At 68.4% G+C, this 13841-nt stretch carries 11 protein-coding genes; 6 read left to right on the plus strand and 5 right to left on the minus strand.

The annotated features are described in order from the left end of the window. The first annotated feature begins 259 nt into the window (after positions 1-259). The 3 genes from ACBY01_RS16420 (at position 260) to rpoZ (ending at position 5229) form a co-directional block, all read left to right on the plus strand. A complete protein-coding gene (locus tag ACBY01_RS16420; protein WP_416462052.1) occupies positions 260-1159 on the plus strand; it encodes an ABC transporter ATP-binding protein in 900 nt (299 codons plus the stop codon). Between the two features lie 14 nt (positions 1160-1173). Next, on the plus strand, positions 1174-4758 hold the full coding sequence (locus tag ACBY01_RS16425) for an ABC transporter permease/M1 family aminopeptidase (protein ID WP_416462053.1): 3585 nt from the start codon (positions 1174-1176) through the stop codon (positions 4756-4758). 126 nt (positions 4759-4884) lie between these two features. Continuing rightward, positions 4885-5229, plus strand: a complete 345-nt coding sequence (gene rpoZ / locus ACBY01_RS16430; RefSeq protein WP_416462054.1) for a DNA-directed RNA polymerase subunit omega — start codon at positions 4885-4887, stop codon at positions 5227-5229. A gap of 401 nt (positions 5230-5630) precedes the next feature. Here the strand turns inward: rpoZ and ACBY01_RS16435 are convergent, their stop codons facing one another. The 5 genes from ACBY01_RS16435 to ACBY01_RS16455 form a co-directional block, all read right to left on the minus strand. Next, complete coding sequence (locus ACBY01_RS16435) at positions 5631-6983, minus strand: ammonium transporter (protein ID WP_416462055.1); 1353 nt, start codon at positions 6981-6983, stop codon at positions 5631-5633. 41 nt (positions 6984-7024) lie between these two features. Beyond that, positions 7025-7363, minus strand: a complete 339-nt coding sequence (locus ACBY01_RS16440; RefSeq protein ID WP_416462056.1) for a P-II family nitrogen regulator — start codon at positions 7361-7363, stop codon at positions 7025-7027. Between the two features lie 375 nt (positions 7364-7738). Continuing rightward, positions 7739-7942: a putative signal transducing protein gene (locus ACBY01_RS16445; protein WP_416462058.1), complete on the minus strand. Its 204-nt coding sequence runs from the start codon at positions 7940-7942 to the stop codon at positions 7739-7741. Then, positions 7942-9366, minus strand: coding sequence for a metalloprotease TldD (tldD, locus tag ACBY01_RS16450; protein WP_416462059.1), 1425 nt, complete (start codon positions 9364-9366; stop codon positions 7942-7944). The genes ACBY01_RS16445 and tldD overlap by 1 nt, the downstream gene beginning before the upstream one ends. Before the next feature lie 19 nt (positions 9367-9385). Beyond that, a complete protein-coding gene (locus ACBY01_RS16455; RefSeq protein ID WP_416462060.1) occupies positions 9386-9613 on the minus strand; it encodes a zinc-finger domain-containing protein in 228 nt (75 codons plus the stop codon). Between the two features lie 279 nt (positions 9614-9892). Between ACBY01_RS16455 and ACBY01_RS16460 the strand changes: the two genes are divergently transcribed. From ACBY01_RS16460 to ACBY01_RS16470, 3 genes are all read left to right on the plus strand, one after another. Continuing rightward, entirely contained in the window at positions 9893-10813 is a 921-nt protein-coding gene (locus ACBY01_RS16460) for an ABC transporter ATP-binding protein (RefSeq protein ID WP_416462061.1), read from the plus strand. Next, the gene (gene nadB / locus ACBY01_RS16465; protein ID WP_416462062.1) at positions 10810-12402 is read left to right on the plus strand and encodes an L-aspartate oxidase; all 1593 of its coding nucleotides are present in this window, start codon (positions 10810-10812) and stop codon (positions 12400-12402) included. Before ACBY01_RS16460 ends, nadB begins: the two co-directional genes overlap by 4 nt. Before the next feature lie 171 nt (positions 12403-12573). Beyond that, positions 12574-13683 (plus strand): serine hydrolase, encoded by a 1110-nt coding sequence (locus ACBY01_RS16470; protein WP_416462063.1) that lies wholly within the window; start codon positions 12574-12576, stop codon positions 13681-13683. Positions 13684-13841: the final 158 nt, after the last annotated feature.

Here is a 13841-nt window from a genome sequence, read left to right on the forward strand (position 1 = left end):
CCGCATACGAGAGCTGTCGGTACCTGGTTCCCATCGCAACACCTCAACCTGGTGTTGCACTTCGTTTGTGAACTCGGGGCATCCATTCGCGCAGCGCTTGCGACTCCAGGCGGAGCGGCAATGGATCCTGACTTTCGTCAGGATGACGGGAATCGGAAGAGAGCCTTCCGGAGAGTCATCCAGCCCTACCCCGCAAAAAGTGCTTTAGTGTCGTAGGACACCGCGCTAGCATCGCCGTTCCTGGGGTGGGAGGAATGCGATGCTGGAGCTTCGGAACGTCAGCCATGTGTATGGCAACGGGACGCGCGCGCTCGACGATGTGACCCTGTCGGTGCCGACGGGGATGTTCGGGCTGCTGGGGCCGAACGGTGCTGGCAAGTCGACGCTGATGCGCACGGTCGCCACGCTGCAGACGCCGACCAGCGGCAGCATCACCTTCGGCGACATCGACGTGATCGCCGAGCCGGAGCGGCTGCGCGAGACGCTCGGCTATCTGCCGCAGGACTTCGGCGTCTATCCGCGCGTGTCGGCCTACGACATGCTCGACCATATGGCGGTGCTGAAAGGCATCGCCTCCGCCGCCGACCGCAAGGCGACGGTCGAGACATTGCTCCACCAGGTCAACCTTTGGAGCGTGCGCAAGAAGGCGATCGCCGGCTTTTCGGGCGGCATGCGCCAGCGCTTCGGCATCGCCCAGGCGCTGATCGGCAATCCGCGGCTCATCATCGTCGACGAGCCCACCGCCGGGCTCGATCCGGAGGAGCGCAACCGCTTCCTCAACCTGCTCGCCGAGATCGGCGAGAACGTCGTCGTGATCCTCTCCACCCACATCGTCGAGGACGTGGCGGATCTCTGTCCGCGCATGGCGGTGCTGGCCGGCGGCAAGATCCGGCTGGAGGGCGCGCCGCTCGAACTGATCGAGCGTGCCAACGGCACCGTTTGGGCCAAGGCGATCCGCCGCGACGAACTGGCGGACGTCGGCGCGCGCTACGAAGTGATCTCCACCCGGCTGTTCGCCGGGCGCACCATCGTCCACATCCTCTCCGAAGGCGATCCGGGCGACGGGTTCGAGCCCGTGCGCGGCGGGCTGGAGGACGTGTATTTCGCCACCCTCGCGCGCACTCGCCGTCCCGTCGACACCGCCGCCCTCGCGGCCTGAGGGGGGACGCGCCCATGTTCCGCAAGATCGCGGCGTTCGAGCTCCGCTACCAGTTCGGCAGCCCGGTGTTCTGGGTGGTCGCAGGGCTGTTCTTCCTGCTGACCTTCGGGTCGGTGGTGAGCGAGCACATCCAGATCGGCTCGGGCGGCAACGTCCATGCCAACAGCCCCTTCGCCATCCTCCAGATCCATCTGGTGTTCTCGCTGTTCTTCATGTTCGTGACGACGGCGTTCGTGGCGAACGTGGTGGTGCGCGACGATGAATCGGGCTTCGGCCCGATGGTGCGCACGACGCGGGTCACGCGGTTCCAGTATCTGATGGGGCGCTTCACCGGCGCGTTCCTCGCCGCGGCGATCGCGTTCCTGGCGATTCCGCTGGCGATCTGGGTCGGCTCGCTGATGCCCTGGGTCGATCCCGAGCGGCTGGGGCCGACGCTGCCGGGCGCCTTCGCCTGGGCCTATTTCGTGATCGCACTGCCCAACCTGCTGCTGACCGCGGCGATCTTCTTCGCGGTGGCGACGGTCACGCGCTCGATGATGGGCAGCTATCTCGGCGTCGTCGTGTTCCTGGTGCTCTACGCCGTCCTCACCACCATGATCGGGCAGCAGCCCGAATGGCGTGAGGTCGCCGCCTATGTCGAGCCGTTCGGCGCCTCTGCGATCAGCAACGCCACCCGCTATTTCACCGCGGCGGAGCGCAATGCCGTCCTGCCGCCGCTGGACGGCGTCCTCATCGCCAACCGGCTGATCTGGTTGGGAGTCGCGCTCGCGGCGCTCGGCTTCGCGATGTGGCGGTTCCGCTTCGCCGAGCGTGGCATTTCCAAGCGCAAGCTGCGCAAGCAGGCGAAGCGCGAGGCGAAGCTCGCGCAGACCGCGCCCCGGCTGGTCGAGCGGCTGCCCGCGCCGCAAGCGCAGGGCTCCGCCTGGACCCGGCTCGTCACCCGCTGCCGGTTCGAGATGGCGCAGGTGTTCCGCAGCCCCGCCTTCCTGGTGCTGCTGGTGGTCGGGTTGTTCAACGTGGTGGGGGCGCTGCTCTTCGCCGGCGAGATGTACGGCACGCCCTCGCGACCGCTCACCTTCGCGCTGATCGAGACGCTGACCGGCGGCTTCGGGCTGATCCCGATCATCATCGCCATCTATTATGCGGGCGAGCTGGTCTGGCGCGACCGCGACCGCAAGATCCACGAGATCATCGACGCGACGCCGCTGCCCAACTGGGCCTATATGGTGCCCAAGGCGCTGGCGGTGGCGGGCGTGCTGTTCGCAACCTTGCTGGTGTCGGTGGTCGCCGCGGTCGCGGTGCAGCTGATCCGCGGCGGCGGGACGATCTCGCTCGGCGAATATCTCGCCTGGTACCTGCTGCCCCAGACGGTCGACATGGTGCTGCTGGCGATCCTGGCGGTGTTCGTCCAGGCGATTAGCCCCAACAAATATGTCGGCTGGGCGATCATGGTCGTCTACATCGTCGCGACGCTGACGCTCAGCAACCTGGGGTTCGAGCATCCGCTCTACCTCTATGGCAGCGGCCCGACGCCGGCCCTGTCCGACATGAACGGCAACCAGGTCGGCGGTGTCGGCTCCTGGTGGCTGCGGCTCTACTGGGGTGCGGCGGCGGTGATCCTCGCCACGCTCGCGCACCTCTTGTGGCGGCGCGGGACCGAAACCCGGCTGCTGCCGCGGCTGCGGCGCGTGCCCGCCCGCATCAAGGGCACGCCCGGCGTGATCCTGGGCGCGGCGCTGCTGGTGTTCGTCGGCACGGGGGCGTTCGTCTTCTACAACACCAACGTCCTCAACGCGTATCGCACGCGCGACGCCAACGAGCAGCGGATGGCCGACTATGAGAAGAAGTATCTGCGCTACGAGAATGTGGCGCAGCCGTCGCTCACCGACGTGCGGCTGGCGATCGACCTCCACCCGTCCGAACGGCGGATGACCGTCGATGGGCTGTACCGCTTCGTCAACGACAGCGGCGGGCCGATCGAGACGCTGCACGTGCGGCTGCCCGATGCCGATACCAAGCTCGTCTCGGTGACGATTCCGGGCGCGCGCCTGGCGAGCAACGATGCCGCGTTCCAGTATCGTCTCTATCGCTTCGACCGGCCGCTCGCACCGGGTGCGACCGGAACGCTGACGTTCCGCACGCAGCGCGAGCAGCGCGGCTTCCGCGCCAACGGCGACGATACGCGGCTGGTCGCCAACGGCAGCTTCCTCAACAATTCGGAGTTCGCGCCGATGCTGGGGATGAGCCGCGACGGCCTGCTCAGCGACCGCATCACCCGCCGCCGTTACGGTCTGCCGGCGGAGCTGCGCATGGCCAAGCTGGAGGACGCGTCGGCACGCCAGCGCAACTATATCGCCGACGCCGATTGGGTGAATTCGGACATCACCGTCACCACCGACGCGCCGCAGGTGCCGATCGCGCCGGGGCGGCGGGTGTCCGACGTGACGCAGGGCGACCGGCGCACCGCGCGCTTCGTTTCGACCGCGCCGATCCTCGCCTTCTTCTCGGTCCAGTCGGCCGACTATGCGGTGCAGCGCGACCGCTTCGGGCCGATCCAGCTGGAGGTCTATTACCAGCCCGGCCACGACTTCAACGTCGACCGGATGGTGCAGGCGATGAAGCGCTCGCTCGGCTATTACCAGCAGGCCTTCGGCCCCTACCAGTTCGACTATGCGCGCATCCTGGAGTTCCCGGGCTACCAGAGCTTCGCGCAGGCGTTCGCGGGCACAGTGCCCTATTCGGAGAAGATCGGCTTCATCGCCGACACGCGCGATCCGGACGAAATCGACTATGTCACCTACGTCACCGCGCACGAACTGGGGCACCAATATTGGGCGCACCAGCTGATCAGCGCCGACCAGCAGGGCGGCACCATGCTGGTCGAGACGATGGCGCAATATTCGGCGCTGATGGTGATGAAGCACCTGTACGGCGAGGATAAGATCCGCCGCTTCCTCAAGTACGAGCTCGACAGCTATCTGCGCGAGCGGGGCAGCGAGGCGATCGAGGAACTGCCGCTCGATCGCGTCGAGAACCAGGGGTACATCCACTATCGCAAGGGCGCGGTGGCGCTTTACCTGCTGCAGGATCGGCTCGGCGAGGCGCGGGTCAACGCGATGCTGCGCGGGCTGCTCGCGCGCTACCGGTTCAAGGGCGCGCCCTTTGCCACCTCGCTCGACCTGGTCGCGGGCTTCCGCGGTCTGGCGCGCGATGCTGCCGAGCGGCAGCTGGTCGACGACCTGCTCGACCGCATCACCCTCTACGACCTGAAGCTCAAGGCCGCGAAGACCCGCAAGCTCGCCGACGGCCGTTTCGAGACGCTGCTGACGATCGAGGGGGCGAAGGCCTATGCCGATGGCCGCGGCAAGGAGACGGTGGCGCCGCTCGACGACCGCATCGACGTGGGGCTTTTCACCGCCCGGCCGGGGCTCGGCAGCTTCGATCGCAAGAACGTGCTGCTGCTCGAGCGGCAGCCGGTCCGCAGCGGGACGCAGCAGCTGCGGCTGGTAACGGCCGCGCGGCCGGCGTTCGCCGGGGTCGATCCGTACAACAAGTACGTCGACCGCAACAGCGACGACAATGTCGCGGCGGTGGAGTAGCCGGCACCGCATGTGGCTCCGCCGGAGGCGTGTCTCCGGCGGAAACCCTCGCGAAAATTGACATTTGCGCAGGTTTCCGATAGGCGCCACGCCTTTCCTGCTCATTGCATATTTGAGGAAGCGTTCATGGCGCGCGTCACCGTCGAGGATTGTGTCGACAAGATCCCCAACCGGTTCGACCTGGTGCTGATGGCAGCCCAGCGTGCGCGCCAGATTTCCGGCGGCGCCGAGCTGACGCTCGACCGCGACCGCGACAAGAACCCGGTGGTCGCGCTGCGCGAGATCGCCGAGGAGACCGTCCGTCCCGACACGCTCAAGGAGTCGGTGATCACGGGCATGCAGAAGGTCCAGATCGACGACGAGGAAGCGCCGGACGAGATCGGCTCGCTGTCGGCTTCGGCCGAGGCACTGCGCCTCACCGCCGCCGCCCCGCCGCGCAACCAGAACGTCGGCGGCGACTACGAGGGCTGAGGCCCTTCGCCACCGGTTCGAAGAAGGGCGGCTCCGCTGGAGCCGCCCTTTCTTTTTGCGTGGAGCGGGCGGGTAACGCTCCCCTGCGTCATCCTGACGACGGTCAGGATCCATTCGCGCAACGAGGGTGCATCGCGGGCGACGGCGGGTTGTCCGCTTCTCCGGAACGCGGGCGAAGCGGCTTACGCGCCCTTGCTCGCAGTAATCCGGGATTGGCTGTCTTCAGCATCGGCGCTTCGCGCCCCGGCCGTAGCGGCAATGGATCCTGACTTTCGTCAGGATGACGCTCCGGGGAATGAGGCGAGCGAGTCCCAAAAAAGAGGCCGGTACGTTTCCGTACCGGCCCAGGTTGTCCGCAGGAGGAACCTCTGTGGGCGGCGGCCCCCCGACCGCCGCCGAACTCAGTAGTTGTAGGCGCGCTCGCCGTGCTCGCCGAGGTCGAGGCCTTCGAGCTCGACTTCCGGAGCGACGCGGCCGCCGGTCACCGCCTTGGCGGCGAAATAGGCGATGGTGGTGCCGATCGCGGCCCAGACGATGGTGACCACCACCGCGAGCAGCTGCACGCCGAGCTTGGCACCCATGTCGTAATCCGCCGCGCCTGGCCCGCCGAGCGACGGGGCGTAGACGATCGCGGTGCCGATCGCGCCGACCATGCCGCCGACGCCGTGGATGCCGAAGGCGTCGAGCGAGTCGTCGTAGCCGAGCTTCGGCTTGAGCACGGTCACCGCGAAGAAGCAGACGATCGAGGCGACCGCGCCGAGCACGATCGCGCCGAACGGGCCCGAATTGCCCGCCGCCGGCGTCACCGCGACCAGCCCGGCGATCACGCCCGAGCAGAAGCCGAGCGCCGATCCCTTGTGACCCGAGACGCGTTCGGCGAGCATCCAGAACAGCGCCGCCGAGGCCGTGGCGACGAAGGTGTTGATCATCGCCAGCGCGGCCGAACCGTTGGCTTCCAGCGCCGAGCCGGCGTTGAAGCCGAACCAGCCCACCCACAAGAGGCCGGTGCCGATCATCGTCAGCGTCAGGCTGTGCGGCGCCATGCGCTCGGTCGGATAGCCGATGCGCTTGCCGATCAGCAGCGCCAGCACCAGCGCCGAGACGCCGGCGTTGATATGCACGACGGTGCCGCCGGCGAAGTCCAGCGCCCCCAGGTCGAAGAACCAGCCGCCGGCCGCCCACACCATGTGCGCTACGGGGAAATAGACGATCGTCAGCCACACCGCGGCGAACAGCATGACGGCGGAGAACTTGATCCGCTCGACCACCGATCCCAGCACCAGCGCGATGGTGATCGCCGCGAAGGTCATCTGGAAGCAGATGAAGACATATTCGGGGATCTCGACGCCGGCGGTGAAGGTTGCCGCCTGCGAGGTGGGCGTGACGCCCGACAGGAACGCCTTGTCCAGACCCGCGATATACTTGGCCGGCAGCGCGCCGTCGGGCCCGAAGGCGAGGCTGTAGCCGTAGACCACCCACAGCAGCATCGCGAGGCACGCGACCGCGCCGATCTGCGTCATCACCGACAGCATGTTCTTGGTGCGCGCGAGGCCGCCGTAGAACAGCGCCAGTCCCGGCAGGATCATCGCCAGCACCAGCACCGTCGAGATCATCATCCAGGCGGTGTCGCCCTTGTCGACGGTGGCGGCGGTCGGCGCCGCGGCGGGCGCCTGCAGCGCGGCGTCCTGCGCCCACGCCGGAAGTGCCGCGAAAACACTGCCCGCGCCGAGCGCGAGGCGAGTCGAAAGCTTCATCCTGTCCCCCATCCCCACAGGTCGGTTGTTCACGCCCCGCATCACAGCGCCGTCTCGTCGGTCTCGCCGGTGCGGATGCGCACCGCCTGGCCGACGTCGAGCACGAAGATCTTGCCGTCGCCGATCGCGCCGGTGTTGGCGGCGGCCTGCACCGCCTCGACCACGCGCGGGGCGAGGTCGGCGGTGCAGACGATCTCCAGCTTGATCTTGGGCACCATGTTGGTGCTGTACTCGGCGCCGCGATAGATCTCGGTCTGGCCCTTCTGGCGGCCGAACCCCTTGACCTCGGTGACGGTCATCCCGGCGACGCCCACGTCGCTCAGCGCCTCGCGCACGTCATCGAGCTTGAACGGCTTGATGATGGCGATGATCAGTTTCATGCCGCGCCCCCTCGCGATGGTCCCTTTGGGAAACCCAGCAAGCAGCGTGCCAGTTTTGGTTCACAGCCGGGTCAGCGGCTGTTGTTCGGCAGGAGGTACGTTGACGCGGATCGGCGCATGGCGGCCGGGCACCTCCCACTCCGTTCGCCTCGAGTAGGGATCGAGCTTGTCGAGAGCCCGTATCGAGAGGGCCGCCGCCACCGGTCTCTCGATACGCCGTCTCGACAAGCTCGACGGCTACTCGAGACGAACGGGTGAGGGTGAGGGCAGAGTGAAGGGAAAGGTAGCGCTGCGGAGGGGGAGATTGGCAGCTCAACCCTGCCGCATCTCGACGCAGCTTTGGGCAGCTGCCCGAAAATCAGGCAGCAGTGCGCGTCACTCCGGCCGTTCGGCGATCGCACGGGCGGCAGAGAGGTCGTCTTCGTCCACCATCACGCGAGTCGGGATCAGCAGCCAGCTGCCGTCGGCGATGCTCGCCTCGCCGTCGAAGGCGACGGCGGGAATGCCCTCGCTCTCCAGTCGCCCGACAAGGATCTGCGCCTCGATTCGCGCGAACCGCCCGACTTCGGCGAGTGCCATCAGGCGGCGGTACCGCCGACGGTCAGCCCCTCGACCAGCAGCGTCGGCTGGCCGACGCCGGCGGGGACGCTCTGGCCGCCCTTGCCGCACATGCCGACGCCCTCGTCGAGCGCGAAGTCGTTGCCGATGCCGGTCACCTTGGTGAGGCAGGTCGGGCCGTCGCCGATCAGCGTCGCGCCCTTGATCGGCGCGCCGAGCTTGCCGTCCTCGATCCGATACGCCTCGGTGCAGGAAAACACGAACTTGCCCGAGACGATGTCGACCTGGCCGCCGCCGAACGACTTGGCGAAGATGCCCTTTTTGACCCGCGACAGCAGTTCGGCGGGATCGTCGCGGCCAGCCCGCATGAACGTGTTGGTCATGCGGGGCATGGGGGCGTGGGCGAAGCTCTCACGGCGGCCGTTGCCGGTCGGCGCCACGCCCATCAGCCGGGCGTTGAGGCGATCGTGGATATAGCCCTTGAGAATGCCGTCCTCAATCAGGATGTTCTCCTGAGTGGGCGTGCCCTCGTCGTCGATCGACAGCGAGCCGCGGCGGCTGGCGATCGAGCCGTCGTCCACCACGGTGACGCCCGGTGCCGCGACGCGTTCGCCGATGCGGCCCGAAAAGGCGCTGGTACCCTTGCGGTTGAAGTCGCCTTCCAGCCCGTGGCCGATCGCCTCGTGCAGCAGCACGCCGGGCCAGCCCGGCCCGAGCAGCACCGTCATCTCGCCGGCCGGGGCGTCGACCGCGTCCAGGTTGACCAGCGCCTGGGCCAGCGCGGTGTCGATCGCGCGGTTCCAGGTCTCGGGCAGGAACAGGTCGTCGTAGAGATAGCGGCCGCCGATGCCGAAGCTGCCGGTCTCGCGCCGGCCGTTCTGCTCGACCACCAGCGAGACGTTGAGGCGCACGAGCGGTCGCACGTCGGTCGCGACGAAGCCGTCGGGACGGACGATCTCGACCACGCTCCACGATCCGCTCAGGCCCACGCTCGCCTGCACCACCCGCGGATCGCGCGCGCGCGCGGCGGCGTCGATCGTCTGGCACAGGTTCACCTTGTCGGCGAAGGGAACGAGGTCGAGCGGGTCGGCTTCGGTATAGAGGTGTCGGTTGTTGCCGCGCGGCGCCGGCGCCTTGGCACCCGTGCTCGGATCGATCAACGCCATCGTCTCGCCCGCGCGCAGGATCGCGGCCTCGCTGATCTCGTTGGCGTGGGCGAAGGCGGTGGTCTCGCCCGACACGCCGCGCAGCCCGAAGCCGGAGGCGGTGTCGTAGCTGGCGGTCTTCAGCCGGCCGTCGTCGAAGCCGAACGCCTCCGCCCGGCGATACTGGAGATAGAGCTCGCCGTCGTCGGCATGGGCGAGCGTCTGCGCGGCCAGGCGGGCGGCGGCCGCGGGCTCGAAGCCGTCGCGGTAGAGAAAGGCGCGGGGATCGGAAGCGGTCATGGCCTCCGATATAGGCGCGTCAGACGCTGGCGCCAGACGCGATGTCGGGAAGCGTCGCCTGGTCCACGCCGTCGGCGGGGCCGCCGATCAGCACGAAGCGGCGGTCGCAATAGCCGCAGTCGACATAGCCGTGCTCGTCGATCTGCAGCCACACGCGCGGGTGGCCGAGCGCGGGGGCGATCTCCCCGGCGCCGTCGCAGGCGATGCGGGGGGTGGTGACGCGGAGGACTTCGGACGGCGGAATCATGGGCGCAGGCGATAGCAAGGCGCCCGCCGCTCGACAATGCTGGAGCGTGCGTGCGCGCACGACCTTTGCGACAGCGCTTTCCGTGCTCCTGCGGAGGCAGGAGTCCAGGGCCACAAGCACCGCGCGCCGGTGTTCTGCTTGGCCCTGGACCCCTGCCTGCGCAGGGGTACGGCGAATTCCGGAGAAAGTTGTCGCGCCTTTCGCGAAGCGCCCACTGCGTCAGGGTTTCGCAACGGCGGGGATTGGCGATTCGTGCCGCGGCGCCTATCCGCTTGCGGCATGACCCAGGCCGCCATCGCGATCCGAGACCTTTGCAAGACCTATGAGGGCGGCAAGCGCGCGCTCGACGGCGTTAGTTTCGAGGTGCCGCGTGGGCAGATCTTCGGGCTGCTCGGGCCGAACGGCGCGGGCAAGTCGACGCTGATCAACACGCTGGCGGGACTGGTGCGCAAGACCAGCGGCTCGGCCGAGATTTGGGGCTTCGACATCGACCGGCACCCGCGCAACGCCAAGGCATCGATCGGCATCGTCAACCAGGAGATCACCTTCGATCCGTTCTTCACGCCGTCGGAGACGCTGGAGATCCAGGCGGGGCTCTACGGCATCGCCAAGACCCGGCGGCGGACGATGGAACTGCTGCGCGCCGTCCATCTGGAGGACAAGGCCGACGCCTATGCCCGCAGCCTTTCGGGCGGCATGAAGCGGCGGCTGATGGTCGCCAAGGCGATGGTGCATTCGCCGCCGGTGCTGGTGCTCGACGAGCCGACCGCGGGCGTCGACATCGAGCTTCGCCAGCAGCTGTGGGCCTATGTCCGTCAGTTGAACGACGCCGGCGTCACGGTGGTGCTGACCACCCACTATCTGGAGGAGGCCGAGGAGCTGTGCGATCGCATCGCGATCATCAACCACGGCCGTCTGATCGCCAACGAGCCGACCCGCGCGCTGGTGGGCATGGCGCAGGAAAAGCAGGTCGAGCTCACCGTCGACCGCGATCTGGCGACGCTGCCGGAGGCGAGCTGCTTCAGCAAGGTGGAACGCAAGAGCGAGCGGGTGCTGGCGATCACCTATCGCAAGGACGTGGCGAACGCGGGTGAGGTGCTCGCGGCGGTGACTCGCGACGGCTACGGCATCGTCGACGTCTCGACCAAGGAAGCCGACCTCGAGGACGTGTTCCTCAACCTGACGCGCGCCCACGGGTGAGCGCGCCCCGCCAAAGCGACGTCCTGATCGTCGGCTCGGGCGCGGCCGGGCTGACCGCGGCGCTCAACCTGGCGCAGTGCTTCACCGTGACGGTCCTCGCCAAGGGGCGGCTGGACGAGGGCTCCACGGCCTGGGCGCAGGGCGGGATCGCCGCGGTGCTGGAGCCGGGCGACACGTTCGAGAACCACATCGAGGACACGATGGTGGCGGGCGCGGGGCTCAACGACCGCGCCACCGTCGAGTTCGTGGTAGAGAATGCGCCGGCCGCGATCGAGCGCTTGGCCGAACTGGGCGTGCCGTTCAACGGCGGCGACGGCGACGAGCGCTGGCACCTGACGCGCGAGGGCGGGCATTCGCACCGCCGCATCGTCCATGTCGACGACGCCACGGGCCGCGCGGTGCAGGAGGCGCTGATCGCCGCCGCCCAGGCGCATCCCAACATCACGCTGGTGCCCGACATGGTCGCGGTCGATCTCGCCACCAGCCGGCACGAACTGCGCTATTCGGGCGCCGGCCGGGTGTGGGGCGCCTATGCGCTGGATCGCACGACGGGGCGCGTGGCGCTGTTCACCGCCCGCGCGACGATCCTCGCCACCGGCGGCGCGGGGCGCACCTATCTCTTCTCGACCGCGCCGGGCGGGGCGACCGGCGACGGCATCGCGATGGCGTGGCGTGCGGGCTGCCGCGTCTCCAACATGGAGATGATGCAGTTCCACCCGACCTGCCTCTACAATCTGGAGGTCAAGAACTTCCTGATTACCGAGGCCGTGCGCGGCGAGGGCGGGCGGCTGCTCAACCCGCGCACCGGCCACCGCTTCATGCCCGACCTCGATCCGCGCGCCGAGCTCGCGCCGCGCGACGTGGTGGCGCGCGCGATCGATGCGGAGATCAAGCGCTTCGGGCTCGACTACGTCCACCTCGACATCAGCCACCAGCCGCCCGACTTCGTGCGCGGCCATTTCCCCAACATCTACGACAAGCTGCTCGGCCTCGGCATCGACATGACGCGCCAGCCGATCCCGGTGGTGCCGGCGCAGCACTATACCTGCGGCGGCATTGTGGTGGACTTGGACGGGCGCACCGACCTGCCCGGGCTGTACGCGGCCGGCGAGTGCACCGAATCCGGGTTGCACGGCGCCAACCGGCTCGCGTCCAACTCGCTGCTCGAATGCTTCGTGTTCGGCGAGGCGGCGGCGCAGCACATCGCCGCGCAGTGGGACGATCTGGCGCCGCCGCCGCCGATCCGGCCGTGGGACGAAAGCCGCGTCGCCGATTCGGACGAGGAAGTCGTCATCAAGCAGAACTGGACCGAGATTCGCCGGTTCATGTGGAACTATGTCGGCATCGTCCGCACCACCAAGCGGCTCGAACGCGCGCAGCACCGCATCGCGATGCTGACCGAGGAAGTGAACGACTATTACGGCCACTTCCGTGTGACTCCGGATCTGATCGAGCTCAGGAACCTGCTCCAGTCGGCCGAACTGATCGTGCGATCGGCGCTCCACCGCAAGGAAAGCCGCGGGCTGCACTATACGCTCGACTATCCGGAAACGCTGCCGGACGCGCTCGACACGGTGCTGGTCCCCTGATCGTTTAGCGGCGGTCCGGCCGGCGGAAGCCGTTGGAATCGGGCCGCGTTTCGCTGGCGTTCACCATTCGCCGCTACAATGGTGTCATTCGCCGCAACGCTCCGCCGGGCCAGCTTGCCCGGCCGCGGGTTGTGGCAGCATGGTTGCCACAGTGCGAGGGGCCGAGAACACGTGAGCGCAGGACCGCAGTTTACCGCGACGCAACGGGCGTTGATCCTGTTGGGATCGGCACCTTTCGTGCTGATGGGCTGCGCCGTCCACGAAGCCAGCCAGCAGCCGGTGTCGCTGCTGCCGCCGGCGCCGGCGCCCGGCTATCGCGCGGCGATGCCGGTGCCGCCGCCGCCGCCGCCGCTGCCCCAGGCGCCCGCGTCGCTCAGCCGCGCGATCACCACGCTGCTCGCCAATTTCAACGGTACCGCCGCCGCCGCCGTCACCAGCATCGATCAGGGCTGGACCGCCGCCTACAACGGCAATCGCCCGATGCCGCAGCAGAGCGTCAGCAAGCTGTGGGTGTCGATGACCGCGCTCGACCTGCTCGACCAGGGCAAGCTGCGCCTCGACGCCCCCGTGGTGGTGCGCCCCCAGGACCTGACGCTGTTCCACCAGCCGATCGCCGCGCTGGTGAAGGGCGACGGCTACGAGACCACCGTCGGCGAGTTGATGCGCCGCGCGCTGACGATGAGCGACAATACCGCCAACGACCGGCTGCTGAGCTATGTCGGCGGGCCGGAGGCGGTGCGCGCATTCCTCGCGCGGCGCGGCATCCGCAACATCCGCTTCGGCCCCGGCGAGCGGCTGCTCCAGAGCAAGACCGCCGGGCTCACCTGGCGGCAGGAATATGCCACCAACGGCCGCTTCTATCAGGCGCGCAGCGCGCTGCCGTCGAGCGTGCGGCTGGCGGCGTTCAACGCCTATGTCGCCGATCCGCCCGACGGCGCCGGTGCGGCGGCGATCACCGAGGCGCTGATGCGATTGAAGCAGGGCAAGCTGCTCTCGCCCGCCTCGACCCGCCACCTGCTCGACACGATGGCCGCGTCGCGCACCGGCCGCGCGCGGCTGCACGCGGCGCTGCCGCCGGGCTGGCAGCTCGCGCACAAGACCGGCACCGGCCAGGACCTGCTGTCGCGCAACGCCGGCTTCAACGACGTCGGCATCCTCACTGCGCCCGACGGCCGCAGCTATGCGGTGGCGGTGCTGATCGGCGACACCACCGCGCCGATGCGCGCGCGCCAGCAGCTGATCCAGCAGGTGGTCGAGGCGCTGGTCGCCAACCGGGGGTAGTGCGGGAGGCCGTTCTTCCCTTCTGCCGTCATGCTGACGGAAGTCAGCATCCATTCGCGCAGCGCTCGCGCTTCCTGCCGTAGCGGCAATGGATGCCCCGAGTTCACAAACGAAGTGCAACACCAGGTTGAGGTGTTGCGATGGGAACCAGGTACCGA

It is taken from the genome of Sphingomonas mangrovi, from assembly GCF_047975845.1.
GTDB lineage: Bacteria > Pseudomonadota > Alphaproteobacteria > Sphingomonadales > Sphingomonadaceae > Sphingomonas.